The organism is Phenylobacterium sp. GW821-FHT12F10 (assembly GCF_058806695.1).
On record NZ_JBXAPY010000001.1, the window covers coordinates 928,937 to 955,082 of the forward strand.

Annotated in this window: 28 protein-coding genes; 17 read left to right on the plus strand and 11 right to left on the minus strand. The window is 69.5% G+C overall.

Annotated elements, in window-relative coordinates; all coding sequences use genetic code 11:
* Window positions 1-129: 129 nt before the first annotated feature.
* Entirely contained in the window at window positions 130-681 is a 552-nt protein-coding gene (locus AC1RN5_RS04665) for an HdeD family acid-resistance protein (protein ID WP_493040080.1), read from the plus strand.
* Here AC1RN5_RS04665 and AC1RN5_RS04670 read toward each other — a convergent pair.
* The 3 genes from AC1RN5_RS04670 to AC1RN5_RS04680 form a co-directional block, all read right to left on the minus strand.
* On the minus strand, window positions 647-1,729 hold the full coding sequence (locus AC1RN5_RS04670; protein ID WP_493040081.1) for an AI-2E family transporter: 1,083 nt from the start codon (window positions 1,727-1,729) through the stop codon (window positions 647-649). The genes AC1RN5_RS04665 and AC1RN5_RS04670 overlap by 35 nt on opposite strands.
* Before the next feature lie 86 nt (window positions 1,730-1,815).
* Window positions 1,816-2,679, minus strand: a complete 864-nt coding sequence (locus AC1RN5_RS04675; RefSeq protein WP_493040082.1) for a dienelactone hydrolase family protein — start codon at window positions 2,677-2,679, stop codon at window positions 1,816-1,818.
* Between the two features lie 89 nt (window positions 2,680-2,768).
* A complete protein-coding gene (locus AC1RN5_RS04680; protein WP_493040083.1) occupies window positions 2,769-3,425 on the minus strand; it encodes an alpha/beta hydrolase in 657 nt (218 codons plus the stop codon).
* A gap of 81 nt (window positions 3,426-3,506) precedes the next feature.
* Here AC1RN5_RS04680 and AC1RN5_RS04685 point away from each other — a divergent pair, with 81 nt between their 5' ends.
* The 8 genes from AC1RN5_RS04685 to AC1RN5_RS04720 all read left to right on the plus strand — a co-directional run bounded on the left by AC1RN5_RS04685 (window position 3,507) and on the right by AC1RN5_RS04720 (window position 10,737).
* Entirely contained in the window at window positions 3,507-3,851 is a 345-nt protein-coding gene (locus tag AC1RN5_RS04685; RefSeq protein ID WP_493040084.1) for an ArsR/SmtB family transcription factor, read from the plus strand.
* Window positions 3,848-4,306 carry an SRPBCC family protein gene (locus AC1RN5_RS04690; protein ID WP_493040085.1) on the plus strand — a complete coding sequence of 153 codons (459 nt, stop codon included), beginning with the start codon at window positions 3,848-3,850 and terminating at the stop codon, window positions 4,304-4,306. The genes AC1RN5_RS04685 and AC1RN5_RS04690 overlap by 4 nt, the downstream gene beginning before the upstream one ends.
* A gap of 54 nt (window positions 4,307-4,360) precedes the next feature.
* Complete coding sequence (locus tag AC1RN5_RS04695) at window positions 4,361-5,143, plus strand: enoyl-CoA hydratase-related protein (protein WP_421932256.1); 783 nt, start codon at window positions 4,361-4,363, stop codon at window positions 5,141-5,143.
* 59 nt (window positions 5,144-5,202) lie between these two features.
* Window positions 5,203-5,676, plus strand: a complete 474-nt coding sequence (locus AC1RN5_RS04700; protein ID WP_493040086.1) for a DUF1579 domain-containing protein — start codon at window positions 5,203-5,205, stop codon at window positions 5,674-5,676.
* Window positions 5,677-5,782: 106 nt separating this feature from the next.
* Window positions 5,783-7,435, plus strand: coding sequence for a choline dehydrogenase (locus tag AC1RN5_RS04705; protein WP_493040087.1), 1,653 nt, complete (start codon window positions 5,783-5,785; stop codon window positions 7,433-7,435).
* A 125-nt stretch (window positions 7,436-7,560) separates the two neighbouring features.
* Window positions 7,561-8,949, plus strand: coding sequence for a pyridoxal-phosphate dependent enzyme (locus AC1RN5_RS04710; protein WP_493040088.1), 1,389 nt, complete (start codon window positions 7,561-7,563; stop codon window positions 8,947-8,949).
* Window positions 8,946-10,112 carry a cystathionine gamma-synthase gene (locus AC1RN5_RS04715; protein ID WP_493040089.1) on the plus strand — a complete coding sequence of 389 codons (1,167 nt, stop codon included), beginning with the start codon at window positions 8,946-8,948 and terminating at the stop codon, window positions 10,110-10,112. The genes AC1RN5_RS04710 and AC1RN5_RS04715 overlap by 4 nt, the downstream gene beginning before the upstream one ends.
* Window positions 10,113-10,143: 31 nt before the next feature.
* Complete coding sequence (locus tag AC1RN5_RS04720) at window positions 10,144-10,737, plus strand: TetR/AcrR family transcriptional regulator (RefSeq protein ID WP_493040090.1); 594 nt, start codon at window positions 10,144-10,146, stop codon at window positions 10,735-10,737.
* Window positions 10,738-10,862: 125 nt separating this feature from the next.
* Here the strand turns inward: AC1RN5_RS04720 and AC1RN5_RS04725 are convergent, their stop codons facing one another.
* Window positions 10,863-12,920: an ATP-binding protein gene (locus tag AC1RN5_RS04725; RefSeq protein ID WP_493040091.1), complete on the minus strand. Its 2,058-nt coding sequence runs from the start codon at window positions 12,918-12,920 to the stop codon at window positions 10,863-10,865.
* A gap of 243 nt (window positions 12,921-13,163) precedes the next feature.
* Between AC1RN5_RS04725 and AC1RN5_RS04730 the strand changes: the two genes are divergently transcribed.
* A complete protein-coding gene (locus tag AC1RN5_RS04730) occupies window positions 13,164-13,760 on the plus strand; it encodes a helix-turn-helix transcriptional regulator (RefSeq protein WP_493040092.1) in 597 nt (198 codons plus the stop codon).
* Window positions 13,761-13,827: 67 nt separating this feature from the next.
* Here AC1RN5_RS04730 and AC1RN5_RS04735 read toward each other — a convergent pair whose 3' ends face one another.
* A complete protein-coding gene (locus tag AC1RN5_RS04735) occupies window positions 13,828-14,844 on the minus strand; it encodes a hypothetical protein (RefSeq protein WP_493040093.1) in 1,017 nt (338 codons plus the stop codon).
* Window positions 14,845-15,111: 267 nt separating this feature from the next.
* Between AC1RN5_RS04735 and AC1RN5_RS04740 the strand changes: the two genes are divergently transcribed.
* From AC1RN5_RS04740 to AC1RN5_RS04750, 3 genes are all read left to right on the plus strand, one after another.
* The gene (locus tag AC1RN5_RS04740; protein ID WP_493040094.1) at window positions 15,112-16,185 is read left to right on the plus strand and encodes a TolB-like translocation protein; all 1,074 of its coding nucleotides are present in this window, start codon (window positions 15,112-15,114) and stop codon (window positions 16,183-16,185) included.
* A gap of 201 nt (window positions 16,186-16,386) precedes the next feature.
* Window positions 16,387-16,830 carry an HIT family protein gene (locus tag AC1RN5_RS04745; RefSeq protein WP_493040095.1) on the plus strand — a complete coding sequence of 148 codons (444 nt, stop codon included), beginning with the start codon at window positions 16,387-16,389 and terminating at the stop codon, window positions 16,828-16,830.
* Window positions 16,831-16,996: 166 nt separating this feature from the next.
* Entirely contained in the window at window positions 16,997-17,401 is a 405-nt protein-coding gene (locus AC1RN5_RS04750) for an excalibur calcium-binding domain-containing protein (protein ID WP_493040096.1), read from the plus strand.
* A gap of 118 nt (window positions 17,402-17,519) precedes the next feature.
* Here the strand turns inward: AC1RN5_RS04750 and greA are convergent, their stop codons facing one another.
* The 3 genes from greA to AC1RN5_RS04765 form a co-directional block, all read right to left on the minus strand.
* On the minus strand, window positions 17,520-17,993 hold the full coding sequence (gene greA / locus AC1RN5_RS04755) for a transcription elongation factor GreA (RefSeq protein WP_493040097.1): 474 nt from the start codon (window positions 17,991-17,993) through the stop codon (window positions 17,520-17,522).
* A 221-nt stretch (window positions 17,994-18,214) separates the two neighbouring features.
* Window positions 18,215-19,249: a calcium-binding protein gene (locus tag AC1RN5_RS04760; protein ID WP_493040098.1), complete on the minus strand. Its 1,035-nt coding sequence runs from the start codon at window positions 19,247-19,249 to the stop codon at window positions 18,215-18,217.
* 137 nt (window positions 19,250-19,386) lie between these two features.
* Entirely contained in the window at window positions 19,387-20,232 is an 846-nt protein-coding gene (locus AC1RN5_RS04765) for a potassium channel family protein (protein ID WP_493040099.1), read from the minus strand.
* Window positions 20,233-20,290: 58 nt separating this feature from the next.
* Between AC1RN5_RS04765 and AC1RN5_RS04770 the strand changes: the two genes are divergently transcribed.
* Together AC1RN5_RS04770 and AC1RN5_RS04775 are read left to right on the plus strand one after the other, a co-directional pair.
* Window positions 20,291-21,055, plus strand: coding sequence for a histidine phosphatase family protein (locus AC1RN5_RS04770; RefSeq protein WP_493040100.1), 765 nt, complete (start codon window positions 20,291-20,293; stop codon window positions 21,053-21,055).
* Window positions 21,052-21,942, plus strand: a complete 891-nt coding sequence (locus AC1RN5_RS04775) for an NAD(P)H-hydrate dehydratase (RefSeq protein ID WP_493040101.1) — start codon at window positions 21,052-21,054, stop codon at window positions 21,940-21,942. Before AC1RN5_RS04770 ends, AC1RN5_RS04775 begins: the two co-directional genes overlap by 4 nt.
* On the opposite strand, the gene AC1RN5_RS04780 is transcribed toward AC1RN5_RS04775, so the two are convergent.
* Both AC1RN5_RS04780 and AC1RN5_RS04785 read right to left on the minus strand, forming a co-directional pair.
* The gene (locus AC1RN5_RS04780; RefSeq protein ID WP_493040102.1) at window positions 21,939-22,556 is read right to left on the minus strand and encodes a hypothetical protein; all 618 of its coding nucleotides are present in this window, start codon (window positions 22,554-22,556) and stop codon (window positions 21,939-21,941) included. The genes AC1RN5_RS04775 and AC1RN5_RS04780 overlap by 4 nt on opposite strands.
* A 101-nt stretch (window positions 22,557-22,657) precedes the next feature.
* The gene (locus tag AC1RN5_RS04785) at window positions 22,658-23,209 is read right to left on the minus strand and encodes a PAS domain-containing protein (RefSeq protein WP_493040103.1); all 552 of its coding nucleotides are present in this window, start codon (window positions 23,207-23,209) and stop codon (window positions 22,658-22,660) included.
* A 173-nt stretch (window positions 23,210-23,382) separates the two neighbouring features.
* Between AC1RN5_RS04785 and AC1RN5_RS04790 the strand changes: the two genes are divergently transcribed.
* Window positions 23,383-24,285 carry a hypothetical protein gene (locus AC1RN5_RS04790; protein ID WP_493040104.1) on the plus strand — a complete coding sequence of 301 codons (903 nt, stop codon included), beginning with the start codon at window positions 23,383-23,385 and terminating at the stop codon, window positions 24,283-24,285.
* Window positions 24,286-24,354: 69 nt separating this feature from the next.
* On the opposite strand, the gene AC1RN5_RS04795 is transcribed toward AC1RN5_RS04790, so the two are convergent.
* A complete protein-coding gene (locus AC1RN5_RS04795; RefSeq protein WP_493040105.1) occupies window positions 24,355-24,822 on the minus strand; it encodes a GFA family protein in 468 nt (155 codons plus the stop codon).
* Window positions 24,823-25,088: 266 nt separating this feature from the next.
* Here AC1RN5_RS04795 and AC1RN5_RS04800 point away from each other — a divergent pair, with 266 nt between their 5' ends.
* On the plus strand, window positions 25,089-26,138 hold the full coding sequence (locus AC1RN5_RS04800; protein WP_493040106.1) for a tetratricopeptide repeat protein: 1,050 nt from the start codon (window positions 25,089-25,091) through the stop codon (window positions 26,136-26,138).
* The last annotated feature ends 8 nt before the right edge of the window (window positions 26,139-26,146 follow it).

The window sequence follows — 26,146 nt, forward strand, 5'->3', positions numbered from 1 at the left end:
TTGGGAGGGCCTCGCCTTGACCTTGCTCAACGCGGCGGCGTCGGGACCATCATCGCCCGCCGCTTGACCTGGCTCAATGGCGTTGGCCCGCGCTTTGGCCGATGATGTCGGCGCAGCGAGAGGCGGGTCATGACCACGACGACATCGGAGGGGCTCTGGTCCCAACTGAAGACCCGCCCCGGACGCCTGTTCTGGCTCGGCTGCAGCCTGGCGGTGATCGGCGCGGCGGCCATGGTCTGGCCCCAGCTGGCGCACCTGGTGATCGGGGGCTTCGCCGGTTGGCTGCTGTGGCTCGCCGGGGCCCTGATGCTGGGCGCCAGCCTGCTGATGACCGGCGCCAAGTCCTTCTGGCCCGGCGTGGTGAGCAGCCTGGTGGCCGTGGCCGCGGGGGTGTTCCTGTTGTTCAATCCGGCGGCGGGCGCCATCGCCGTCACCCTGCTGGTGGCGGCCGCCTTCATCGTCGACGGCGCCTTTCAGCTGGCCCTGGCCCTCGAACTGCGCCCCCTCAAGGTCTGGCGCTGGATCCTCAGCTCCGCCATGGCCAGCGTCGTGGCCGCCCTGATGCTGGCGGGCGGGGTGTTCCAGGGATCGACCCCGGCCTTCGGCCTGATGGCCGGCATCGCGGTCCTCACCACCGGCCTGGCCTTCATGGCCCTCGGCGACGCCGCCAGAAAGGCTTAGCGGCGATCACCGGCGCCTCCGGCCGGTCCCCCAGCACGTCCTCCACATAGACCATCTTTACCAGGACGTAGGCCACCACCGCCAAGGGGGTCGCCAGCAGCACGCCTAGGGGCCCCAGCAGCACGCCCATGGCCAGGACGGCGAACAGGGTCACCGCCATCGGCAGGGCCGCCATCCGGCGCAGCACCAGGGGCGTGATGACATTGGCCTCCAGCTGGGCGGCCACCAGATAGACCCCGGCGGTCATGGCCAGGACCTGGGGGCCGGCGGCCAGGGCAACCAGCAGGCCCGGGACCGCCGCGGCCATGGGGCCCACCACCGGCACGAACTGGCCCAGGCCCGCCAGCACCCCCAGGCCGATCGGGAACGGCGCGCCCACCAGCCAGAGGCCGAGCGCCGTCGTCGATCCCACCAGGGCCATGGACAACAGCTGGGCCAGCAGCCAGCGCTTCAGGGCGTCGTGGATCGCCGCGAGAATCTCGAGCGCGCGGGCGCGCAGGTCGCGCGGGAACAGCCGCACCAGGCCCTCGGCATAGGTCCTGGGATGGAAGGCCAGATAGAGCCCGGCGAAGATGACGATCACCGTGGCCGCCAGCCCGCTGGCGGCGTTGGCGGCCACCCGCGGCGCCAGGCTGAGCCAGCCGCCATCGGGTCCGGGCAGGGCGTCGAGCTCCCGCAGCAGCAGGGCGCCCAGGGTGGAGCGGGAGAGGCGCGCCTGGAAGTCGTCCCAGGCGCGGGGCACCATGTCGGCCAGGCTGGCCAGCTGGGAGTCCAGCTTGCTGCCGAAGGCCCAGAGGATGGCGGCGATCGCCAGGGCGGTGACGATGACGGCGGCCACCAGGCTGCCGATCCGCCCCAGGGGGGTGCGGGTGCGCAGGGGCGCGGCGATGGCGTTCAGCAGGATGGCGAACAGCACCGCCCCGAAGATCAGCAGCAGCACGTCCACCAGCCGCACGAGCACCAGGCCGGTGACGATCAGGGCGGCGGCGAGGGCGAGGGGTCCCGCCACCCGCGGCGCCTCGCTTGCATCCTGTGACTTGCGCCGCACGCCGATTCTCCGAGGCTCCCAAGCCTGCACCCATGCCTCTCGCGGGTGCTGGGAGCCTTGATGTCGCGCAAAGTCTCCGTGGGGCTTTAGCCCAGGTTCTTCTTGTAGAGCGCCGTCAGGGCGGCCCACGCCTTCTCGGCCTGGGCCGGGTTGTAGACGGCCCCGTCCTTCACGCACCAGCCGTGCTGGGCGCCGGCATAGACCTCCACCGTGGCGGGCAGCTTGGCGGCGGCGAAGGCCGCCTTGAGCTTGTCCTTGGCGTCGGGCTGCTTAGCGTCGTCGTTCTCGGCGATGGCCACCAGGAAGCCGGCCTTGGCCTTGGCCACCATCAGGTGGGGGCTGTCGGGCTTGTCGGTCACCAGGCCGCCGCCGTGGAAGGAGCCGGCCGCGCCGACCCGGCTCGGGTGGTTCGCCGCGGCGATGAAGCTGTAGGGCCCGCCCATGCAGTAGCCCTGGACGCCGATCTTTTTCTTCGCGTTGACCTGGGGCTGCTTGTCCAGCCAGGCGACATAGGCCGCCGCGTCGGTGCTCTTGGCCGGGGTGGTGAGCGGCGCGGTCAGTTCGGTCAGCTTGGCGCGGTCGGTGGGGTTGGAGAAGTCGAAGGGCCCGCTGATCACCGGCGCCTTGCGGGTGCGGTAGAAGGGATTGGGGACCAGCACCGCATAGCCCTCGGCGGCCATGCGCCTGCCCATGTCGCGGAACGCCGGGCGCAGGCCGATGATGTCGGTGAAGATCACCACGGCGGGCCAGGCGCCCTTGCCGGCCGGATGGAAGAAGGCCGCGTCGCAGGTCCCGTCGGCGGTGGCGATGGTGACGTCGGTCTCCACCACCTCGGCGGCCAGGGCCTGGCCGGCCAGGGCCACGCCGGTGGCCATGGCGACGGTGGAGAAGCCGCGCCGGGTCAGGCGGGAGTCGCGATCGGTGCTCGCGGGGTTGAGTTCGTCGTCCATGGGAAGCCTCGCCTGATGCCGGGCGCTCGTCGGCGGCGCCGTTCAGATCAAGGTAGCGCAGATGGCGGAGGGCGCCAGGGGCGAGGCCCCTAGTTCAGCACCTTGTGCAGGAAGTTGCCGCCCATCTGCAGGCCGTCCAGGTCGATGCTGTGGCCCAGGCCGGGCGAGACATGGCCGCCGACCTCGTAGCCCAGGCCCTGCAGGGTCGCGCCGGCATGATGGAAGGCGGCCACCGGCACCATGGGGTCGGCGTCGCCGTGGATCAGCAGGATCGGCGGTCTGTTGGTGATCTCCGACAGGCCGCCCTCGTCGGCCAGCATGCCGGAATAGCCCAGGATGCCGGCCACCGGCCGGGGCCGCCGCAGGCCCACCTGCAGCGCCATCATGGTCCCCTGGCTGAAGCCCACCAGGGCCAGCTTGTCCTCCGACAGGCCGTAGCGGGCGAGCTGGGCGTCGATGAAGGCGTCGAGGATCGGCGCCGCGGCGCGCGCCCCGGCGATCCGGGACTGGGGATCCATGCTGGTGATCGGCCACCACTGATATCCGCCCGGCGCGCCGGGACAGATCTGGGGCGCGTTGGGGGAGATGAACAGGGTGTCGGGGAAGGCGTGCCGCCAATGCGGGACCAGGCCGATGAGGTCCTCGCCGTTGGAGCCATAGCCGTGGAGCAGGATCACCAGGCTCTTGGGGGCGCCGCCGGAGGCGGGCGGGATGAGGGGGCCGTCGAGGGCGGGGAGGGCGGTCATGGGGATTTGGTGCGGGAGCCCGCCCTCCGGGTCAAGCGGGGAGGGGCTTGTCAGGCTCCGGGGCGACTGATACTTAAGTACATGCTTAACCAACAAGCGGCCCTCGACCTCATGTTCCAGGCTCTGGCCGATCCGGCCCGGCGCGGAATGGTGGACCGGCTGAGCCGCGGACCGGCCTCCGTGAGCGAACTGGCCGAGCCCCTGGCCATGTCCCTGCCGGCGGTGATGCAGCACCTGGCCGTCCTGGAGGCCAGCGGCATCGTCCGCTCGCAGAAGGTGGGGCGGGTGCGCACCTGCCAGATCGATCCGGACGCGCTCAGCCTGGCCGAGACCTGGATCAACGAGCGCCGCACCCTCTGGGCCAAGCGCCTCGACCGGCTGGGGGACTTCCTGGCCGCCACCCCCGACAACGGAGACTCCAAATGACCCAACGTTCTGTCGCCCATGGGACCTTCGTCATCGAGCGCACCTATCCGGCCACCCCCGAACGCGTCTTCGCCGCCTGGTCGTCCCGCGACGCCAAGATGCAGTGGTTCGGCGGCCCGGAGGGCTGGGAGAGCTACACGCTGGACTTCAAGGTGGGCGGCGGCGAGCACGGCCGGGGCAAGCCGGGCGACGGGCCCGTCTACAGCTATGACGCCCAGTACCAGGAGATCGTGCCGAACGAGCGGATCGTCACCACCTACACCATGGACATGGACCAGACCCGCATCTCCGCCTCGGTGGCCACCGTGGAGCTGCGGCCAGAGGGCGCGGGCACGCGGCTGACCGTGACCGAGATGGGCGCCTTCCTCGACGGTCACGACAAGTCGGAATTCCGCGAGGGCGGCACGCGCGAACTGATGGAAGCCCTCGCCCAGGCGCTCGCCAAGTCCGCTTGACGGACGCCACGGCGCCCCGCCAGCCTCCTCCCAACAACGATGGGAGGACATCCGATGGCCTATGAATTCATCTCCGTGGAGCGCGAGGGCCCGGTCACGGTCTTCACCCTCAACCGGCCCGAGGTGATGAACGCCGTGCATTCGCCGATGCACTTCGAGATGGACGAGGCCTTCAACGCCTTCAACGCCGATCCCGACCAGTGGGTGGGCATCATCACCGGCGCCGGCGAGCGGGCCTTCTCGGCCGGCAACGACCTGAAGAACCAGGCCACCGGCGGCTCGATGGCCATGCCGAAGTCGGGCTTCGCGGGCCTGGCTCAGCGCTTCGACCTGAACAAGCCGCTGATCGCGGCGGTCAACGGGGTGGCCATGGGCGGTGGCTTCGAGATCGCTCTGGCCTGCGACATCATCGTGGCCTCCGACAACGCCGTGTTCGCCCTGCCCGAGCCGCGGGTGGGCCTCGCCGCCCTGGCCGGCGGCCTGCACCGCCTGCCGCGCGCCATCGGCACCAAGCGGGCGCTGGGCATGATCCTCACCGGCCGCCGGGTCACCGCCGCCGAGGGCCACGAGCTGGGCTTCGTCAACGAGGTCAGCACCCAGGCCGAGCTGATGGCGACCGCCAAGCGTTGGGCCGCCCAGATCGCCGAGCTGTCGCCCATGTCGGTGCGGGCCTCGAAGGAGGCGGTCTATCGCGGCCTGGACGAGCCGAGCCTGGAGGCGGCCATCGCCGGCCAGAACCGCTATCCGGCCATCTCGGCCCTGTTCCGTTCGGAGGACTTCGTCGAGGGGCCGATGGCGTTCGCCCAGAAGCGCGCGCCGAACTGGAAGGGCCGGTAGCTGACAAAACCTGTCAGCAGGGTGGCGGTAGGTTCAGGCTCCAGCTTGAGGAGCCTTCCATGTCCGCCGCCGCCCAGACCTCGCGCCACGCCTTCGACTTCAATCACGGCGACTGGATCGTCACCAACCGCCGGCTGAAGGGGCGAGGCGTGGGTTCGACGGACTGGGAGGTCTTCGAGGCCCGCCAGCGCTCGGACCTGCGGCTTGGCGGCATGTGCAGTCTCGATGAGATCGACTTCGCCGCCCAGGGCTTCAAGGGGATGACCTTCCGGCTCTACAGCCCCGAGCGCGACGCGTGGACCATCTGGTGGATCACAGACCGCGACGGGGTGATGCAGCCGCCGGTGATGGGCCGCTTCGAGGGGACGCGGGGGACCTTCCGTGGCGAGGACATGGATGGCGACCGGCCGGTGCAGGTGGTGTTCGACTGGCGGACGGCCGACCCCCAGGCGCCGCGCTGGAGCCAGGCCTTCTCCTATGACGGCGGGAAGAGCTGGGAAACCAACTGGATCATGGAGTTCCGCCGTCCGTGACGCCGGCGTCAACTTTCTGCGGGCTGACGCGGCGTCCGGTCTTGTTTCGGGCGTAGAGGCTTGTAAGGGTTCGGCCAAATAAGCACGCCAAGGGACGGGGCCGCGCATGGACCGCTACGACTACATCATCATCGGGGCCGGCTCGGCCGGTTGCGTCCTGGCCAACCGCCTGACCGAGGACCCCACGGTGAAGGTCCTGCTGCTGGAAGCCGGCGTGAAGGACAACTCCCTGATGGTCCGCATGCCCGCGGGCGTCGGCGGCCTGATCGGCGCCAAGGGCACCTACAACTGGGGGTTCTGGACCGAGGAAGAGCCGAACCTCAACAACCGCAAGCTCTGGTGGCCGCGCGGCAAGGGCTGGGGCGGGTCGAGCTCCATCAACGGCATGATCTATATCCGCGGCCACGCCCGGGACTATGACCAGTGGCGCCAGATGGGCCTGCAGGGCTGGTCCTACAAGGACGTGCTGCCCTACTTCAAGCGCTCCGAGAGCCTGGAGGGTGGCGGGGACAAGTGGCACGGCGGCGACGGCCCGCTGGCGGTCACCAAGGCGTCGGACCCCAACCCGATCTACAAGGCCACCATCGAGGCGGGCCGTCAGGCCGGGCACAAGGTCACCAGCGATTTCAACGGCTTCCAGCAGGAAGGTTGGGGTCCCTACCAGCTCACCATCAAGAACGGCGAGCGCTGGAGCGCCGCCCGCGGCTACCTGCATCCGGTGCTGAGCCGGACCAACCTGACCTGCCTCACCGGCGCGCGCACGACGAAGATCGTCATCGAGAACGGCCGCGCCACCGGCGTCGAGTTCATCGACGACAAGGAGGTCAAGCAGGTGGTTCAAGCCGGCCGCGAGGTCCTGCTCTGCGCCGGCGCCGTGCAGTCGCCGCACATCCTGCAACTGTCGGGGATCGGCGATCCGGAAGAACTGACCAAGCACGGCGTGCCGGTGGTCCATGCCCTGAAGGGCGTCGGCGCCAACCTGCAGGATCACCTGGACGTCACCCTGTCGTGGGAATGTCCGCTGCCGATCACCGTGTTCTCGGCCCGCAAGGGCATCAAGACCGCCCTGATCGGCCTCAACTATCTGCTGTTCAAGAAGGGCCTGGGCTCCAAGCAGATGCTGGAATCGGGCGCCTTCCTGAAGTCGCGCCCCGACCTCGACCGCCCCGACCTGCAGGTTCACTGCGTGCTGGCCGTCATGCAGAACCACGGCAAGACCCAGGTGGCCAAGGACGGCTTCACCTTCCACGTCTGCCAGCTGCGGCCGGAGAGCCGCGGCCGGGTGGGGCTGAACTCCGCCAACCCGCTGGACGATCCGGCGATCTTCGCCAACTACCTGTCGGCCGAGGAAGACCGCCGCGCCCTGCGCGAGGGGGTGAAGATGATGCGCGAAGTCGCCCGCCAGCCGGCCCTGGACAAGTACCGCTCCACCGAGCTGTTCCCGGGCGAGGCGGTGCAGACCGACGAGCAGATCGACGCCTGGATCAAGGAGGTGGCCGAGACCATCTACCACCCGGTGGGCACCTGCCGCATGGGTTCGGCCGACGACCCCATGGCGGTGGTGGACGGCGAGCTGAAGGTGCGCGGCATCGCCGGCCTTCGCGTCGTCGACGCCTCGGTCATGCCGACCCTGGTGGGGGGCAACACCAATGCGCCCACCATCATGATCGCCGAGAAGGCCGCCGACATGATCCGCGGCAAGGCGGCCCTGCCGGCCGACGACGCGCCGGTCTATGAGGACGGCCAGAAGGCGGCTTAGGGGCAAGCTTCTCCACGGTCCATAAGACCGTGGAGTTTTTTCTGCTCCATATTGCGCGGACTCGCGGCTGATGCGTTCCTAGGGCGAACACACGCCGATCTCACGAGCGTGAGCGAGGACGCCCCATGGACTCCCACCCCCTGCCCGGGCCGGTCGGCTCGGCGCTGGACCTGATCGGCCGTACGCCGATGATCGAGCTGGCCGGCTTCGACACCGGCCCCTGCCAGCTGTTCATCAAGCTGGAGAGCGCCAATCCCGGCGGCTCCATCAAGGACCGCATCGCCCGCTCGATGATCGAGGCCGCCGAGGCCGACGGCTCCCTGAAGCCCGGCGGGACCATCGTCGAGGCCACGGCCGGCAACACCGGGCTGGGCCTCGCCCAGGTGGGAATCCTCAAGGGCTACAAGCTGTTGCTGGTGGTTCCCGACAAGATGTCCCGGGAGAAGATCCAGCATCTGCGGGCCATGGGGGTCGATGTCCGCATCACCCGCTCCGACGTCGGCAAGGGGCATCCGGACTACTACCAGGACATGGCGCTCGCCCTGGCGGCGGGCATTCCCGGCGCGGTGTTCGTCAACCAGTTCGCCAACCCGGCCAATCCCCTGGCCCACGAGACCTCCACCGGCCCGGAGATCTTCGAGCAGATGGGCGGTCACCTCGACGCCATGGTGGTGGGGGTAGGCTCGGGCGGCACCCTGACCGGGCTGGGCCGCTATTTCGCCAGGGTGTCGCCGAAGACGCAGATGGTGCTGGCCGATCCGGTGGGCTCGATCCTGGCGCCCCTGATCAACACCGGCGAGACCATCGAGCCCGGCTCCTGGGTGGTGGAGGGGATCGGGGAGGACTTCATTCCCGACAACTGCGACCTCTCCCTGGTGGCCAAGGCCTATTCGATCCCCGACAGCGAGAGTATCGGCGCCGCCCGCGATCTGCTTCGAAAGGCTGGGGTTTTGGGCGGATCCTCATCCGGCACCCTGCTGGCCGCCGCCCTGCGCTATTGCCGCGAACAGACGACGCCCAAGCGGGTGGTGACGCTGGTCTGCGACACCGGCTCGAAGTACCTGTCCAAGGTCTACAACGACAGCTGGCTGGCCGAGCAGGGGCTGACGGCGCGGGCCCTGCACGGCGACCTGCGCGACCTGATCGCCCGCACCCCCAGCGAGGGCGGGGCGGTGACGGTGGGGCCGACCGACACCCTGCTGACGGCCTACAACCGCATGCGCCAGGCCGATGTCTCGCAGCTGCCGGTGCTGGACGACGGGCGGCTGATCGGGCTGATCGACGAGAGCGACCTGCTGGACGCCATCGAGGAACGCAGGCCCGACAAGCGGTTCTCCCAGCCGGTCAGCTCGGCCATGACCGCCAAGCTGCACACCCTCCAGGCCCATGAGCCGCTGGAGGCCCTGCTGCCGATCTTCGACAAGGATCACGTCGTGCTGGTGCTCGACGGGCGCGAGTTCCTGGGGCTGATCACCCGCATCGATCTCATCAACTATCTGAGGCGCGCAGCGTGACCGACGGCAAGAACCGCTTGGATTTCAACACCCGCGCCATCCACGGCGGGCAGTATCCGGACCCCAGCACCGGGGCGGTGATCACGCCCATCTACGCCACCTCCACCTACGCCCAGTCGAGCCCGGGGGTGCACCAGGGGTTCGAGTACAGCCGCAGCCAGAACCCCACCCGGTTCGCCTTCGAGCGCGCGGTGGCCGACCTGGAGAGCGGGGCCAAGGGCTACGCCTTCGCCTCGGGGCTTGCGGCCATCGCCACCCTGCTGGAGGTGCTCGACGCCGGGGATCACGTCATCGCCACCGACGACCTCTATGGCGGGTCGTTCCGGCTGTTCGACAAGGTGCGCAAGCGCTCGGCGGGGCTGGAGTTCAGCTTCGTGGACCTCAGCGACCTGGCCGCGGTGGAGGCGGCGATCCGGCCCAACACGCGGCTGCTGTGGGTGGAGACCCCCACCAACCCCCTGCTGCGGCTGGCCGACCTGAAGGCCCTGGCGGCGCTCGCCAAGACGCACGGGATCATCGCGGCGGCGGACAACACCTTCGCCAGCCCGGCGATCCAGCGGCCGCTGGAGTTCGGGTTCGACGTGGTGATGCACTCCACGACCAAGTACCTCAGCGGCCATTCCGACATCGTCGGCGGTTGCCTGGTGGTGGGCGAGAACGAGGATCTGCTTGAAAAGCTTACCTTCCTGCAGAACGCGGTGGGGGCGGTGGCCTCGCCCTTCGACAGCTTCCTGGCCCACCGGGGGATCAAGACCCTGGGCCTGCGGATGGAGCGGCACTGCGCCAACGCCCTGAAGATCGCCACCTGGCTGGAGGGCCGCAAGGGGGTCGAACAGGTGATCTATCCGGGGCTGGCCAGCCACCCGCAGCACGAGCTGGCGCGGCGTCAAATGACCGGCGGGTTCGGCGGGATGATGTCGGTGGTCGTGGATGGAGGACTCGAGGCTTCGCGATCCGTGCTCGAAAAGACCCGGCTGTTCACGCTCGCGGAGAGCCTGGGCGGGGTTGAGAGCCTGATCGAGCACCCCGCGATCATGACCCACGCCTCGATCCCGGCCGACACGCGCCGACGTCTGGGCATCCATGACGGACTGATCCGGTTGTCGGTGGGGATCGAGGACGCCGACGACCTGATCGCCGATCTGGACGCCGCGCTCGGCTAGACAAAACGACCGGTCGTGCTAAAAGCGCGGCATGGGAAAAGGCGCCACCACCCGCGAGGCCATCGTCAGTCAGGCCCTGGACAGCGCGGTTCAGATCGGGCTGTCGGGGCTGTCGCTGGGGCCCCTGGCCGAGCGGCTGGGCCTGTCGAAGAGCGGCCTGTTCGCGCACTTCAAATCCAAGGAGGCCTTGCAGTTGGCGGTGCTGCAGGAGGCCATCGACCGGTTCCGGACCCGGGTCGTGGAGCCCGGCTTGCAGGCGCCCCGCGGCCGGCCGCGGATGGCGGCGCTGATGGCCCGCTGGTTCGACTGGATAGAGGGGGAGCCGGGCATGCGCGGCTGCCTGTTCGCCGTCGCCGCCCAGGAATATGACGACCGCCCCGGCGCCCTGCACGACCTGCTGGTGGAGAGCCAGGGCGCCTGGCACGAGACCCTGGCCCGGGTGGCGAGCGACCTGCCGCGCGGCGGCCCCGCCCCGGCCGACTTTGGCCGACAAGTGGCCTTCGAGGTGTCGGGCGTTTCCCTCGCCTTCCAGCAGCAGGCCAAGCTGTTCAAGGCCCCCAACGCCCGGGCCCGGGCCGAGGAGGCCCTGGCCCGGGTGCTGGACGACGCCGAGGCGGCGGTGTGAGCACTCCCTCCCCTTCATGGGGAGGGTGGACGAGGCGCAGCCTCGGACGGGTGGGGGTTGTGGCCAGACTTCCCCACCCCGGCCGGCAAGCCGGCCTGCCCTCCCCATGAAGGGGAGGGAGGGTGTCATGCCGGCTGCAGGTGTTCGGCGATGCGCTGGAGGAGGGCCGCGGCGCCGATGGGTTTGGAGACGAAGTCGTCCATGCCGGCCTCGCGGCATTCGGTGACCTCGTCGGGGGAGGCCGCGGTGACGGCGATGATGGGGATGGCGGCCACCGGGCCGGGCAGGGCGCGGATCGCGCGGGTGGCCTCCAGGCCGTCCATCCGGGGCATGTGAACGTCCATCAGCACCAAGTCGAAGCGGCCGGTCTTCACCGCCTCGACGGCGGCGACGCCGTCCTCGGCGAACTCGAAGCGCAGGCCCGCGCCCTCCAGGACGATGGCGGCCACGCGGCGGTTCAGGGGATGGTCCTCGGCCACCAGGATCAGCGGGTCGCCGGGCTGGCCGTCCGCGCCGGAATTGCGGCCTGCGCCCGCGGGCGCGGCGGCGACGGCGTCGGTGGTCTCGAAGGGAATCTCGCAGACGATTCGGGCGCCGCCCTCCGGCGCGTTCTCCGCCCAGATGCGGCCGCCCATCAGGGTGACGAGCTCGCGGCAGATGGCCAGGCCCAGGCCCGTGCCCCCATGCTTGCGCGTCGTGCCGGCGTCGGCCTGGATGAAGGGCTCGAACAGGCGCTCGCGCTGGTCCTCCTCGATGCCCGGGCCGCTGTCGGTGACCTCGAAGCGCAGGTTCGCGCCGCGGCCGATGCGGCGGGCCGCCAGGGTGACCTGACCGCGATCGGTGAACTTGATGGCGTTGTTGACCAGGTTGGAGAGCACCTGGCGCAGGCGCCCGGCGTCGCCCAGCAGGGTGGGGGGCAGGCGGCTGAGGCTGACCTTCAGGCTGATTCCCTTGGCCTCGGCGGCGAAGCGCCAGACGTCGCCGACGGCGGTCACCGCCTCGGACGGCGAGAAGGGGCGGGGATCCAGCAGCAGGGCGCCGGCCTCGACCTTGGCCAGGTCCAGCACCTCGTTGAGGATCGACAACAGGCCCTGGCCGGAGGAGCGGATGATGTTGACCAGCTCCAGGTCGTCCCGCGCCAGGGCGCGGTTCGACAGGGCCTCGGCGACGGCCAGGATGCCGTTGAGCGGCGTGCGCAACTCGTGGCTCATGGTGGCGACGAATCGCGACTTGGCCTGGTTGGCCACCTCGGCGGTGCGCCGGGCGGCCTCGGTCTCGCGGGCCAGGGCCTGCAGGGCCGCCTTCTGGCTCTCCAGCCCGGCGCTGAGGGTCTCCAGCTCGAGGACCGTGCCCCGCAGCTCGGCGTTGGCCGCCCTCAGGGCCTCGTCCACCTGCAGGCGCTTGGTGATGTCGCGGCAGGCGCCGATGAACTTCCGCTCCCCGCCGATCACCGCCTCGCCGATGGAGAGCTCGATGGGGACGATGTGGCCCAGGCGGTGGCGCAGGGGCAGGGCGCGGGGCCCGACATTGAGGATGCCGCTGACCCCGCTCTCCAGATAGCGCTCGATCTGGCCCTGGTGGGTGCTGTGATAGGGCTCATCCATCAGCAGCTGGATCGGGCGGCCGACCAGCTCGGCCTCGGTCCAGCCGGTCAGGCGCACGGCGGCCTCGTTGGCGCCCTCGATGACCCCGTCGGTGCGGATCACGATCATGGCGTCGGCGGCGTGGGTGAGGATGGCCCGCAGCCGGTCCTCCAGGGCCCGCAGCTTGGCGATTCCCTCCTCCCGCGCGGTGACGTCGTTGACGCTCAGGACCAGGCCGCGCTGCTGCCCGTCGACGCTGCGGGGCAGGAAGGAGACCCGCAGGATGCGATCCTCGCCGGACGCCGCGACCAGCTTGGTCATGCCCGCCTGGCCGGCCAGAGCGGCCTCCACCAGGGGGGCGATGGCCGCGGCGTCGGCGGGGTCGAACAGGTCGGCCAGGCGCACCCCGGTGCGGGCGGGCCAGTGGGCGTCCGCGCCCTCGCGGGTGACGCCGGCGGCGGAGACCAGGCGCAGGTGCTCGTCGAAGTCCAGGGCCAGCAGGGAGAAGCGGTGGCGGAAGAAGGTGGTCGCCGGGGCGTCGGCGAGGGCCTCGCGAACCCGAGCCTGGGCGGCCTCGGCCGCGGCTTTCTGGTCAGGCATCAGGCTTCTCGAATCACCCCCGCGATCCCGCAGCTTCAAGCCAGGCGAGGGTGGCGGGAATCCTACCCATGGCCTGGCCATCCGACCGGAAAACCCGCGGTTTCCTGCGCCAGATCAAGGCGCGGCGGGGCCGGGCGGCTGAATGGCTAGCCGCTCGGCCAGGTGACGAGGGGGTGGAAAGACCCTAGTTCCGACAGGGCCATCCGTCCGCCCCATGGGGCCCGAGGAGATTTCGCCATTCCGATGCGCGCCGTGATCGTCAGCAGCCAGCCGCTCTGCCGCGACGCCCTGGCCGCCATCGCGCGCGAGGATCTGGGCGCGGTCGAGGTGGCGACCGTCACCGACCTGCCCGGGGTGGAGCGCGACCGCAAGCTCGACCTCGCCCTGCTGGACCTGCCCTCCGGGGTCGATGCGGCGCGCTGGATCGCGCGCGGGGCCCAGATCGCGGCGGGCCATCGGGTGCTGGTGGTTCCGCACCGCGACCTGGCCCTGGCCCGCCTGGCCCACGCCCATGGCTACAAGGCCCTGCTGCCCAAGAGTTCGGAACGCCCCCTGATGGCCGCGGCCCTGCGGCTGGTCCTGGCCGGGGGGGAATATTTCCCCTGTTTCGAGGAGCTGGCGGCCCGGCCCGAGCCGGCCCCGGAGACCGGGGTCGAGCGGCTGTCGCCCCGCCAGCGCGAGGTGCTGGCCGAGATCGAGCTGGGCCGCACCAACAAGGAGATCGCCAAGAAGCTGGGCATCTCCATCGCCACGGTGAAGCTGCACGTCCAGGCCATCCTGGCCGCCACCGGCGCCCGCAACCGCACCGAGGCGGTGAGCCGGCTGAAGGTGGCGGGGTAGGGGGGCTTCCGGGCTGGGGCCAATGGAAGAGTCGACGCCTGGCCCCTGGATCTGGTCCGGCCCGCTCTCACACGGGGAGCCGCTCACCTAACGCCACCCCCAACCCGGCCAGCGCCGCCCCCACCGCCTGCGCCGGATATCCCGACGGCGGCGCCGCCTTCGTCCCAGGCAAGGCGTGCAGGAAGGCGTCCATGATCGCCGCGACCGACGCCTCGCGGGCGAGGATCGGCCGCACGGCCAGCGGGCGGCGCTTCGCCGCCTCCAGCCACCGGGCATAGGCCCAGCGGGCATAGGCGCTGTCATAGTCGGCGTGGGCGGCCAGGAACGCGCGCTCTTCCGCTGAGAGATCGAACCCCGACCCAAGCGCATAACCAAAGTCGGCGAGGTAGAGGTCTTCGCCGTCGGTCAACAGGTTGCGGGCGTGCAGGTCGAAGTGGAAAAGGCCCTGCTTGTTCATGAAGGCGACGGCGCCCATCCACTGATCGTGCATGGCCGCCAGCTTCGCGCCCCTCGGCCGCGCCGCTTGCAGCCAGGTCTCCAGGTCCTGGCCTACGAATTCCTGGATCATCACGATATTGGCAGGGGCGTGGGTCACCTCCTCTACCCTTGCGACGATCGCCGGGTTTCCCGACCAGAACGTCGGGATCCGCGCCAGCCAGGCCTCCTGCCGCTCGCTGAGCTTCGGCGCCGTGCGCGGCAGCACCCGCGCGTGGTGCAGGATCGGAAAGTGTGGGCACGCTCCGGCCAGCGCCCAGCCGCTCGTCATCCGGGCGGCCGCCAGCTCCCGCCCCGCAGCGAAACCCGCCGAGCCCACGGCATATTGGTAAAGGCTGGGCAGGCCGAAAAGATCAGCGGTAACGCTTCCCGCCGGCCCAGCGTCGAGCTCGCGCCGGGTCAAGGCCATGCGCTTGGCGAAGACGCTCCGGCCCGCGAAATCCAGGAGCGCGCTCTCGCTGCCATGGAAGCTGACCCGCCAGTCCGCCGCGTCCAACAGGGCCGCAAGGTCACCGTCGCTGAGCGCCGTGAGGGCTGTCGCCGCCGCCTCATGCGGCCGGCTCCGACGCTCAAGTTTCTCCGGCCCCATCGTGGCGATCCCCCCACCAACACCAACAGCACGCGACCTAGGCAGTCCACCAGGTAAAGTCGCCGCTTCGGACATACAGTTCGCGTCGCTCTCTGCGTCACGAATCGTCGCGGCGAACGACAGGAAGGCGGCTCACCAATGACAATCACCGGCAGATCACCCCACCGCAGGTCTGTTCTGATGGGTCTTAGCCTGTTGTCACAGCCGTTGAGCGGGTGCGGCCGGGCGCTTGGGAGCACGGATGACGCCGATAACTGGGTAGATCCTGTGACGGCGCCGGACTGGCGCTCAGATCGCCAAGCCAAGGAAACCTACCGTGAGCTCGCCCGCCATGCCAGCGATGACGGGGCCGCCTACTCGGACGACGGCGATCGGATCGCCTATTGCCGAAATCTCGGGCCTGGGCATCAGATCGAGCTGATTGACCTGAAGGCGGGCTCGATCGCGCGCATCGAGCACATCGACCCGATCATCAAACTGCGCGACCCGTGCTTCTCGCCGGACGGCGGCAAGCTGCTCCTGACGGGAACTCCGCCATTCTACGGCGGCATTTCTCAGGTCGCCGAGATCGACCTCACCACGTGGGCCGTCCGGGGTTTGCTTGACTCCGCGGACGCGCTCTACCGCTGGCCGGTCTACCGGCCTGACGGACAAGGCGTCGTGGTCGGCGTCGGGCGAGGTCCGGTGGAGACAAACGACCGACGCCCTATTCACAATCTCGCCTATCGTCAGGCGTTCTTCTTCGAGATCGGCCAAATCGCGGCGGACGGGCAGGTCGAGATTGTCTCTCAAGTCTACCTGCCCGGCCTTCGCGGGCTGAGCGTGAGTTCCGAGGGCCTGATCGGCTTTTCTTCCGGGGGCTGGTCGACGGAGCGCGACGGAATCAGGACTTACCTGTCGCTTGAAACGCGTTTCCCGGCGCTTTCGGAGGACGTCTCAGCCTTGGTCCTGACATTGCCGCTGCGAGGTGCAGGCGAGCCAAGTCTGTCGGAGGCCTCTGTCGCCGCCTCGCGCCTCCTGCAGGGGCGCGATCTCGCCGTCAACTTCAAAGCGATCCTGCCAGACGGTCGCCTGGTCTACACCACAGGATCGAGGGAGTTCTCAGTCCAGCGACTGATCTATGACGGGCCGACCGCAGAGTTGAGCGCGCCGGCCAATGTCGGCCCCGACACGGCGCGCGCCGCCAACCGCGCGGGGGCCCTGGCGATCGTCAGTCACAAGAGCGACCTTCCCGCGGTCGCGACCATTTCGGAGAGGGGCGCGAGGACGGTGCTGAAGTCCGGCGCGCTTGCGCGTCAACCCACCCGGCAGGTCTCGTTCGACATTCCACCGCCGAGTTAGTGGCGGCCCATCTTGTCGTGAGGCCGGCCGCCGCCCGAACGAATACAAGCCCACTTCGGGTCGTAAGCGGTCTCTTCGGTTGGACCCAGAAGACAACCGAGATGGCGAGCCGAATGTCTGCTTCTCGGCCTAGTGTCGACGTCTCTTGTTGGCGCATTCCGAGCATTGCCTAGCGCCATCGTCCATGAGAGCGTCGACCGCATGACCAACCTGGTTGCGGAACGCGTAGGTCTCGCCAGAGAAGGAAACAACCCATACGTCATCTCCCGGATGGCGTCTGGTTGGCTCGTGATCGGAGACGTCCAACCCCTACCTGGCTACTGTCTCCTGCTCGCTGATCCTGTCGTCGAGAGCCTCAACGCGCTGCCTGAGCCCGGGCGCATCCGCTATTCGCTCGATGTGGCTCGGATTGGTGATGCTTTACTCCAGGTGACCAGCGCGTACCGGATCAACTACGAAACCTGGGGCAACACGGAGCAGGCTCTCCACACCCACATTACCCCACGCTACTTGGATGAGCCCGAAGACAAACGAGGGTCACCAGCCTGCATGGGGTACGGCTGGGCGACGGCTCGGCGATTTGAATCAGAGCGCGATCGCCCGTTCATTGATGCCATGAGGGCGCGTTTGGCGAACTGGATGTAAGCTTAGCGACGGGTAGACGGCAGACGATCGGGATAGGGTGGTCAGTGCCTGCTTGTTGGCATTGGACGAAGGCCCGCGACTGGCGCACAGCCGCCCAGATCCGCGGCGGGCGGCGCTAACCCTCTCTGTTTAGTCTGGGTTGGTGATTGCCGGGCAGGATGGGCGCATGGCGGCTCACGACACCAGCACGCGCCCGCTCGAAGGTCACGGTAGCGAAGAACGCCTGACCCGGCTGCGGAGCAGATTCCGCGCGGCCGCGCCCAGAGTGCGCCTCTCGCTGCGGGTCTGGAGGAGGCTTCGCGCTCTCGGGCGAAACCTTCTGATTGTCTACTGGCTCGGGTGCATTGCGGTTATCGCGTTCGGCGTGAACAGGATCTATCCCGACCTCTGGCCAAAGGTGCAGCGGGTGCTGCCGGGCCCCAAGGTCGAACAGCCTTTCCCGACCTGTCGCGCGGCCCATGCGGCGGGCGTCTACGACATCCCGATCTGGTCGCCCGGTTACACGTCCGAGCAAGACGGCGATGGTGATGGGAAGGCCTGCGAACCTCCGCATGGGTACGGGAACTTCTAGGCTGCTTCGAACGCCCGCTTGCGAGCCGAATGCCAACGTCCGCCCCTGGCGCACCAAAGACGTCGGCGGTTCGCCCGCGCGTGACGGATCGACCTTCGGAGGCCTCGGCCCTCGGGACTCAGATCCACTCGACCTTGGTGACCTCGTAGGCGTTCAGGCCGCCGGGACTTCTCACCTCGACGACGTCACCGCTCTCCTTGCCGATCATGGCGCGGGCGATGGGGGAGGTGATGGAGATGCGGCCCTGCTTCACGTCCGCCTCATGCTCGCCCACGATCTGATAACGGGCCGGCAGCTCCGTGTTCTGGTCGATGACCGAGACGGTGGCGCCGAACTTGATCTGGGTTCCGGAGAGCTTGCTGACGTCGATGACCTGGGCGCGCGCCATCATGTCGCCGATCTGAACGATCTGGCCCTCGATCCACCCCTGCCGATCCTTCGCGGAATGGTACTCGGCGTTTTCCTTCAGGTCGCCGTGCAGCCGCGCCTCCCCGATCGCGACGGTGACGGCGGGCCGCTCGATGGTCTTGAGCCGCTTCAGGTCTTCGTCCAGGGCGCGAAAGCCCTGAACCGTCATAGGCACTTTATCCATGGCGATGGGTGACTCGGTTGATTCTAGAGGAAACCTGGGTCCCGCGGACGGCAGGGGCCGACGTCCGTGACGGGTCGGGATGCGGCTTGAGCAGGTGGTCGACCGCCTCTCGTTAGCACGATTGCGGCCGGGATTGGGCCGCCACTTGGAACAGAGGGCGCCCAAAGGGGCCTGTCCCTTTGGCGTGGGCGGCGAGCGGACGAATTCCTGCTGAAGCGCGCCTAGCCCGAGATCAGCCAGCCAACCGGCAGGGTCGAAGCGTTTACGCCCACCAGGATCATCTGAGTTCCTTCGAGCTCAATGACCGTATCGGCTCCGACCTGGCGCAGGACGTAGGGCGTGCCGGCCTGCTCGAACTTGACCCGATCACCCTCCGCGACGGAGAAATCCAGCACCCGATCGACGCCGGCCCCGGCGAAGGTGTGAAAGATGTCCCGCCCTGTGCCGCCCGACAGGGTGTCGTCGCCCCGGTCGCCGGAGAGAAAGTCGGCGCCGTCTCCCCCCTGAAGCTCGTCGTTGTTCTGTCCCCCGCGGAGCAGATCGTCGCCATACGAGCCGATCAGGGTGTCGTCACCCATATTGCCGAAGATGAGATCACCGGTGACGCCGAAGTTGTTCGGCCCGTCACCATATAGAAGGTCGTTCCCCTGGCCGCCGACGACCCAGTCATATCCGTGCCCACCGTAGAGGGTGTCGTCGCCCATATTTCCGTGCATGTCGTCGAAGCCGGCTTCGCCCAATAGCCGGTCGTTGCCGGCGCCGCCGCGCTGAAAATCGTCCCAGACCGTTCCGGTGACGGTGTCGTTTCCGCCACCCGCGACAATGGAGCGGCCGGCGAGATCATCGTCGCCCTCGGTGATGGCGCCAGGCAGGTCCACCCGAACGCGGATCTGGGCCCAGCCCGGGGTGGTGTTCGGGCTCCACAGGGCGTTGATGAAGTAGAGGCCGGTGTAGGGGGCCACAAAACCCGACAAGTCCTGGACAGAGGACTGATAGCTCTGGGCCAGGCTCGCGCCGTCCTGGTCGTAAAGAACCAGCCCTCCAGGTCGCAAAGAAAGATTCTCGTTCAAGATCTCGATCTTGGATCCGACCGAAAGCTGAATCGCGAAGATGTCGCTCGCCCCGATATTGGACTGGGGGCGAAACGCAGCGCTCAGATCCCAGGGGCCGTTGACGTCGGGCGCCGGCTGCAGCGTGATCGCGGTCTCGCGAAGTGAGAGCGGCAGCGCCGTGGCGATGGTGATTGAGTAGCTCATTGCGCGCCCCGGACTTGAATGAGTTGCAACCTACACGAGCTTGGCCGTGTGACTAGCGTCTTCCCCGGCTGGGTTCCGGCTTGATCTCGCCGCGAAGGGCCGCCCGCGACAGCGCCCATCGACCCGGCGGGGCGGCCCTACGGCCCCTCGTCGTTGGGGATGTTGAGCAGCTGGCCGCAGGCCTTGCAGTGGACGGCGTCGAGGTCGTGGCGCAGCAGGCCGCAGGTGGGGCAGGGGAACCTCACCTTGTTGGGCCGCAGCAGAGCCTGGGCCAGGCGCACGAACAGGGTGAAGCCCGACAGCATGATCAGGATGGAGAGCAGCTTGCCCGAGGGCCCGGGCAGGGTGACGTCGCCGAAGCCGGTGGTGGTGACGGTGCTGACGGTGAAATAGAGGGCGTCGACATAGCCGTTGATGTGCGGATGCTGCCGCGCATAGAGGGCGTAGACGAAGCCGGTGACGATGAAGAGGTAGGTCACCAGGGTGGCCAGCGCCTTCGCGGTCTCCTCCCAGCGGGTGTTGTCGTAGCGCCGCGCCACCGTCTCCCAGAAGAAGTCGCTGTGGAACAGGGACCACAGCCGCAGCACCCGCAGGAAGGCGAAATTGGCCAGCCAGAGCGGGAACAGCAGGGTGATCAGCACCACCACGTCCACCCAGAAGCTGGACCGGCGCAGCCAGCGCGACAGGTCCGGCGCGGCCAGGGCGCGGGCTCCCAGGTCGATGGCGACGATGACGGCGACGGCGTAGTCGATGGCCAGGAAGATCGGGCGGTCGCGGAACATCGGCGTGGCGATGAAGAAGCCGATCAGCACCAGGTCGAGGACGATGACCCAGAGGCGGAAGCGGACCGCGCCGGGGCTCTCGCCATAGAAGAGGTGGCGCAGCCAGACCCGGAGGCGCTGGAGGCGCGAGGCGCGGTCGTGAACGGCGGCGGGCGTCTTGGTGGCCATGCGGCATGAAACGCGCGACGCGGGCGAAGTCATGTCTTTTCCTCCCCATGAAGCGAAGGGAGCCAGGCGCCCGTCCCGGCGTTCCGTCTGCATGAGATCACGCTGGCCTTCCAATCTGTGGATCGTGCGGCATGGGGAGAGCGCCGGGAACGTGGCCCGCGACCTCGCCCACGCCTCGGGTCTGGGACGAATCGAGATCGCGCAGCGGGACGTGGACGTGCCGCTGAGCGCCCTGGGCGAGGATCAGGCCAGGGCCCTGGGGCGCTGGTTCGCGGCCCTGCCGCCGACCGAGCGGCCCGAGGTGGTGCTGACCTCCCCCTATGCGCGGGCCGTGCGCACCGCCGAGCTGGTGGGGGAGGCGGGCGGCCTGGCCCATGAGGCGCCGACCCGCTGCGTCGACGAGCGGCTGCGGGAGCGGGAGTTCGGCATCCTGGACCGGCTCACCAGCCTGGGGATCCGGGAGCTGCACCCCGAGCAGGCCGAGATGCGCGCCCTGCTGGGCAAGTTCTACCACCGGCCGCCGGGCGGCGAGAGCTGGGCCGACGTCATCCTGCGGCTGCGCAGCGCGCTGGACACGCTCTCCCTGCACCATGCTGAGCGCCGGGTGCTGATCGTCGGCCACCAGGTGGTGGTGCTGTGCCTGCGCTACCTGCTGGAGGGCCTGAGCGAGCAGCAGATCCTGGAGATCGACGCCGAGGGGGACGTGGCCAATTGCGGGGTCACCGAATACCGGTTCGAGCCCGGCGAAGGCCACGACGGGGCGCTGAAGCTGGCGCGCTACAACTTCACCGCCCCGCTGGAACGGGCCGGCGCGCCGGTGACCTCGGCCCCGGACGCCGCCGTGGCGGCGCGATGAGCGCCCCGGTCGAGGTCGATCCCGCCCTGCTTCGCAGCCTGCCCCTGCCCCGGCTGGAGGGGGAGAGCGACAAGGATGCGCGCGGCCGGATCCTGGTGGTGGCCGGCGGGGCCCAGGTTCCGGGGGCCGCGGTGCTGACCGGGATCGCCGCCCTGAGGGCCGGGGCGGGCAAGCTGCAGATGGCGGCCGGCGCCTCCTACGCCTCGCCCCTGGCCTTCGCCGCGCCGGAGGCCCGGGTGATCACCGTGGCCGAGACAACCGACGGGGACATCGCCGCCTCGGCGGCCGACGCCCTGGCGCCCCTGCTGCGCCGGGTCGACGCGGTGGTGGTGGGCCCCGGCATGATGGACGAGTTTTGCGCCGGGGAGCTGGCCGCCCGGCTGATGGCGGCGGCCACCGGCTGCGGCTTCGTGCTGGACGCCGCGGCCATGACCGGGCTGGGACCGGTGTCGGCGGCGGCGCGGGCCCTGGGCGGCCGGCTGATCCTGACCCCGCACGCCGGCGAGATGGCCGCCCTGAGCGGGCGCTCCAAGGACGAGGTGCAGGCCGATCCCCTGGGCGTGGCCCGCGATCTGGCCGCCTCCCTGCAGGCGGTGGTGGTGATGAAGGGGGCCGACAGCTTCGTCGTCTCCCCCGACGGCCGCGCCTGGCGGCACCGCGACGGGGCGGTGGGGCTGGCGACCTCCGGGTCCGGCGACGTGCTGGCCGGGGTGATCGGCGGCCTGCTGGCGCGCGGGGCGGCGCCGGCGACGGCGGCGATCTGGGGCGTCTATCTGCACGGCCGGGCCGGAGCGGCGCTCAGCGCCAGCGTCGGACCCCTGGGCTTCCTGGCCCGCGAACTGCTGGCCGAGATTCCCCGGGCGATGGCGCAGGCGGCCGGCGCCTAGGGGGCGTCGAGGGCCACGACCTCAGCCGGGGCGGGATCGCCCTGGGGGGCGGCATGTTCCACGAGCGTCCGGCGCGGCGCGGCCTCGGGGCCGCAGCCGCCGCGTTCCCCCAGGCCCTTGAGATAGGCGCGGCGCACGGCACCGGCCAGGGCCGCGTCCTGGGCCTTGCGGGCGTGGGCCTCCGCGCCGGTGACGGTGCGCAGCACGCCGCGATAGGGGATCCAGCTCACCGCCAGGCGGCGCACGGCGCCGGCGGCGGCGCGGCCGATCATCTTGCGCTTGGTGAGCTTGGCGGCGTCGACGTCGAGGTCGGGGCCGAGGGCGGCGTCGAGACCGGCGATCTCGGCGGCCATGGCCGGGCAGCTGTCGTCCAGGGCGTAGGGATCGTCGGCGGCCTTGCGCAGGCTGTCGGGGATCTCGGCCTGGTTGATGTTGAAGTCGGCCAGCGGCTGGCCCATGGCCGAGACGAAGGCGTTGCGCGCAGGCGGGGTGGCGGCGGTGGCGGCCTGGGCGCGGATGTCCTGGGCGTGAGCGCAGGGCGCGAACACGCCGAGGCTGGAGATGATGGCCGCGCCCGCGAGCCAGGGTCTTGGGGCGCTCAGTGGATGTCCCATCTGCGCTTCCTCCGGCTACGCACTCTAAGCGCGTAGGCTTTCCGGAGCTTTAAACGCGCGAAGACGGACTCAGCTTCGCCGAGGCGGCTGGGACGCCGAGGTCAGGCGATGCGGCGGCCGTCGAGGGTGGCCAGGCGCAGGCGGGGGGTTTCCTCATTGGCCGGGCCCATGCCGCGGATGTCGCGCACGGCGAAGGGCAGGGCGGGCAGGCCGCGCAGGCGGGCCACCATGCCGAGCGGCTGGTAGAGCCCCAGGAAGCGGTCCGGGGAGCCGTTGGCGCCGGCCAGGGGGGCGAAGAGCACCTCCATGGGCAGGCTGGGGCCCTCGGTGAGCACCTCGACGGTGGCGACGATGGGTTCTGGGCGTCGCCAGGCGGTCTCCAGCGCGGTGTGCAGGTTGAAGCGGTCGCGCTCGCGCACCAGGGACAGGCCGTTCTGCTGGCGCAGGTCGCGCTGGTGCAGTTCGGAGACGAAGCCGCCGGCCAGACGCACGGGATAGACGCCCGAACGGGTGCGCCCGAGGATGAAGACCTGGGCGATGATCTCGGAGAAATCGGCCGGGCTGATGGCGCTGCGGAGCGGCAGACGGCCGTCGCCGCCGCGGCCACGCCAATAGTCTATCAACCGTTCTGTATTTGAATGGAACATCGACATCCCGATGCAGCCCCGTTCGCGGTCGTCCGTGACCGCATGGGGCTTGCAGAAAGATGCGGACCAGTCGCCCGGCGTCCCCAATCGGGACGTCCAGGGCTTGGCTGCGGGACCCGGCGCGATGTGCGGCGCGGTTCTTGCATGCTTAACGGCGGCCTTAGAGGAGGGGCTGTTCCATGACGATGCGTTCGACCCTGCTGGGCCTGCTGCTCGGATTTGGACTGCTGTTCCTGGGGAGCGCCACGCCCGACGTGGCGCTGGCCCAATGCTGCACACCGCCGCCGGTCTGCTGCACGCCGCCGACCCCGCCCTGCTGCGTCACGCCCCCCACGCCGCCGTGCTGCACCCCGCCGCCGGCCCCGCCGCCGCCGACCCCGCCCTGCTGCGACAACGGCCAGCGCACCAACATCCACGTCAACGTCTCCAGCGTGAACGTCGCCATCGCCAACGCCGCCTCCAGCGCCGGGGCCGGCGCGGGGGCTGGCGCGGGCGCCGGGGCCGGTTCGGTCACCTATTACGGCGGCGGCGGCGGCGGCGGCGGCTATTCGCCCCCCATGTCCACCGGCATGATCGCCGGCCTCAACATCGACGCCGGCAAGCGGATGAAGCGCACCGCCTACCAGGCGACCCGCACCAAGACCACGCGGGTGGTGATCCAGGCCTTCTGCATCGACGACCGCGAGATCCCGCACCCGGCCAGCCAGGTGACCCCCGACCGCGACATCGACGACGCCTATGAGGGCGAGCTCTATCGCTGCATCGCCGGCACCTTCCTGTCGGCGACCATCGCCGAATATAACGGCCACGTGGACTTCTCCGGCGGCAAGACCCTGGTCTGCCGCAAGAACGACGCCCTGGTCCACCTGCCCGGCGGCAAGGTGGAGTGCCGTCCGCAGCGCCCGGCCCGGGACTGCAACGAGCGCTCCCTGCTTCGCCGCTTCGGGGCCGGGATCAAGATCCTGACCATGATCATGACCGAGACCTACACCGCCTATCGCGAGGAGGAGGAGCGCAGCTCCGAGACCAGCGTCACCACGGCCATGAGCCTGGACGGCGGGGTGGGCGGGATCGTCTACTAGCGATCGCCCGATCTCTCACATCGCGGAGGGGCCCGTGGCGACGCGGACCCCTTCTGCGTTTGGAGGGCTCTAGGCGAACTGTGGCGCGCTCGCCCGCCATTCGGCGCCGTGGGCTGCGTAGTCGAAGCCGGTCCAGGGCACGGCGCGGACGCCGGGGATGACCGCCCAGGGGATGGCGCTTTCCACGAAGGTCTGGACGATGGGGACGACCCAGCCGGCGTCGTCCAGGGTTCCAGCCCGCAGGGTGGTGAAGTCCGGCGCGGCCCGGGCGCGCGACATCAGCGAGACACGGCAGCGCGGGCAGAAGCTCTGGTCGATCTCCCGTCCGGCCGCCGTCGGCTGGAACAGGACGTCCAGGGGGCCGGTGACGACGAGGTCGGCGCTGCGCACCACCATGGGCAGGGTGAAGGCCGCGCCGGACCGGGTCTGGCAGTCGTGGCAGTGGCAGGCATGGACCAGGAGCGGGGCCGCCGTGAGCCGATAGCGGACCGCGCCGCACCGGCAACCGCCGAGCTGGGGCAGGGCGACCAGAGTCATGGGCAGGCCTCCGTCGGGATGATTCCGGAGACTTCATCTCAACACGACGACGGCGGCCAAGCGATAGACCGCCCCATTTACCGGGTGATCGCATCCAAGGGCTCAAACTGAACCGGCGAGACCGGGCCTGAGCAGCCCCGGGGACGCGCTTGACCGCAATCACGCCTCAGGCATGCTGCGCGCCTTCATGGCGGGGGTTCCTGAAGTTGTTGGTGAGGCCGGCTCGGACTCCGCCTGCGCGCCCCGCCTGGATCGGGGCGCGGCGAATGAAGGCGGAGACGCGAAGGCTGGTGGGCGCAATCGCCCTGGCGACGGCCCTGTTGGCGACCGCAGGCCACACAGAACCCGACCCGCAATTCCTTGTCGACCGCGCCGCCAGGCGAATCTTGGCGGGCGACAATGACGCGGGCATCAAGGATCTCGATGTCGCCATCGGCCTCTCGCCTCGGCTGACTGAAGCCTATGTGAATCGCGGCGTGGCCTACCTTCAGAAGAAGGACTACGGCCAAGCGATCGCCGACTTCGACATCGCAATTCAGCTGAATCCCAAACACGCCCTGGCGTTCAACAATCGCGGCAACGCCCACAACAAGCTGGGTCAATACGAGAAGGCGATTGCGGACTACGAGCAGGCCCTGAAGCTGCGGCCGCTCAATCCGACGGCGCTCATCAACCTGGCCGGGGCGCGCAGGGCGATTGGGCAGTATGATCAGGCCTTGCGAGACATCGACCACGCCTACCGTCTGAAGACGGAGCCTCTCGCCCTACTCGTGAAGGGCGATATCTTGCAGGATATGAAGGACCCTCAGGGTGCGGTGCAGGCCTATAGCCAGGCCATCACCCTCTTTGGCCGCTATGCCGACGCCTATGGCCGCCGCGGCGACGCCTATCTACAGCTCGGCGACTACGAGCGGGCCCTCGTCGACTTTGACCGCGCCATCAGCCTTGAGCCTGACCGCCTTGCCGATCTCAACAACCGGTGCTGGACCCGGGCCCTGATGGGGCGGGACCTGCCGCTGGCGCTCACCGATTGCGACCATGCTGTTCGCATCGCCCCAGACAATGGGGCGCCGCGAGCGACACGAGCGTTCGTGCATTTGCGAATGGGGTCGCTGGGCGCGGCTCTGGCCGATGCGGAACGGAGCCTCGAGTTGAATCCCCGGAGCGCCGACGCGCTATTCCTTCGCGGCGCGATTCGTCACGAACAGGGGATGGCTGCCGAGGCGAGGGTTGACGTCGATCGGGCGCTGGCGATCGATCCCGCCGTCGGGAAAGACTATTTCGCTCTTGGCATGGCGGCCTGGGCCAAACCCTGACGGCGGCC

Excerpts from the sequence above, each read along its gene's own strand:
- AC1RN5_RS04665 (WP_493040080.1), top strand. The coding sequence starts at position 130 with ATGACCACGACGACATCGGAGGGGCTCTGGTCCCAACTGAAGACCCGC.
- AC1RN5_RS04675 (WP_493040082.1), bottom strand. The coding sequence starts at position 2,679 with ATGGACGACGAACTCAACCCCGCGAGCACCGATCGCGACTCCCGCCTG.
- AC1RN5_RS04680 (WP_493040083.1), bottom strand. The coding sequence starts at position 3,425 with ATGACCGCCCTCCCCGCCCTCGACGGCCCCCTCATCCCGCCCGCCTCC.
- AC1RN5_RS04685 (WP_493040084.1), top strand. The coding sequence starts at position 3,507 with ATGCTTAACCAACAAGCGGCCCTCGACCTCATGTTCCAGGCTCTGGCC.
- AC1RN5_RS04690 (WP_493040085.1), top strand. The coding sequence starts at position 3,848 with ATGACCCAACGTTCTGTCGCCCATGGGACCTTCGTCATCGAGCGCACC.
- AC1RN5_RS04695 (WP_421932256.1), top strand. The coding sequence starts at position 4,361 with ATGGCCTATGAATTCATCTCCGTGGAGCGCGAGGGCCCGGTCACGGTC.
- AC1RN5_RS04700 (WP_493040086.1), top strand. The coding sequence starts at position 5,203 with ATGTCCGCCGCCGCCCAGACCTCGCGCCACGCCTTCGACTTCAATCAC.
- AC1RN5_RS04705 (WP_493040087.1), top strand. The coding sequence starts at position 5,783 with ATGGACCGCTACGACTACATCATCATCGGGGCCGGCTCGGCCGGTTGC.
- AC1RN5_RS04710 (WP_493040088.1), top strand. The coding sequence starts at position 7,561 with ATGGACTCCCACCCCCTGCCCGGGCCGGTCGGCTCGGCGCTGGACCTG.
- AC1RN5_RS04720 (WP_493040090.1), top strand. The coding sequence starts at position 10,144 with ATGGGAAAAGGCGCCACCACCCGCGAGGCCATCGTCAGTCAGGCCCTG.
- AC1RN5_RS04725 (WP_493040091.1), bottom strand. The coding sequence starts at position 12,920 with ATGCCTGACCAGAAAGCCGCGGCCGAGGCCGCCCAGGCTCGGGTTCGC.
- AC1RN5_RS04730 (WP_493040092.1), top strand. The coding sequence starts at position 13,164 with ATGCGCGCCGTGATCGTCAGCAGCCAGCCGCTCTGCCGCGACGCCCTG.
- AC1RN5_RS04735 (WP_493040093.1), bottom strand. The coding sequence starts at position 14,844 with ATGGGGCCGGAGAAACTTGAGCGTCGGAGCCGGCCGCATGAGGCGGCG.
- AC1RN5_RS04745 (WP_493040095.1), top strand. The coding sequence starts at position 16,387 with ATGACCAACCTGGTTGCGGAACGCGTAGGTCTCGCCAGAGAAGGAAAC.
- AC1RN5_RS04750 (WP_493040096.1), top strand. The coding sequence starts at position 16,997 with ATGGCGGCTCACGACACCAGCACGCGCCCGCTCGAAGGTCACGGTAGC.
- greA (WP_493040097.1), bottom strand. The coding sequence starts at position 17,993 with ATGGATAAAGTGCCTATGACGGTTCAGGGCTTTCGCGCCCTGGACGAA.
- AC1RN5_RS04760 (WP_493040098.1), bottom strand. The coding sequence starts at position 19,249 with ATGAGCTACTCAATCACCATCGCCACGGCGCTGCCGCTCTCACTTCGC.
- AC1RN5_RS04765 (WP_493040099.1), bottom strand. The coding sequence starts at position 20,232 with ATGACTTCGCCCGCGTCGCGCGTTTCATGCCGCATGGCCACCAAGACG.
- AC1RN5_RS04770 (WP_493040100.1), top strand. The coding sequence starts at position 20,291 with ATGAGATCACGCTGGCCTTCCAATCTGTGGATCGTGCGGCATGGGGAG.
- AC1RN5_RS04775 (WP_493040101.1), top strand. The coding sequence starts at position 21,052 with ATGAGCGCCCCGGTCGAGGTCGATCCCGCCCTGCTTCGCAGCCTGCCC.
- AC1RN5_RS04780 (WP_493040102.1), bottom strand. The coding sequence starts at position 22,556 with ATGGGACATCCACTGAGCGCCCCAAGACCCTGGCTCGCGGGCGCGGCC.
- AC1RN5_RS04785 (WP_493040103.1), bottom strand. The coding sequence starts at position 23,209 with ATGTCGATGTTCCATTCAAATACAGAACGGTTGATAGACTATTGGCGT.
- AC1RN5_RS04790 (WP_493040104.1), top strand. The coding sequence starts at position 23,383 with ATGACGATGCGTTCGACCCTGCTGGGCCTGCTGCTCGGATTTGGACTG.
- AC1RN5_RS04795 (WP_493040105.1), bottom strand. The coding sequence starts at position 24,822 with ATGACTCTGGTCGCCCTGCCCCAGCTCGGCGGTTGCCGGTGCGGCGCG.
- AC1RN5_RS04800 (WP_493040106.1), top strand. The coding sequence starts at position 25,089 with ATGAAGGCGGAGACGCGAAGGCTGGTGGGCGCAATCGCCCTGGCGACG.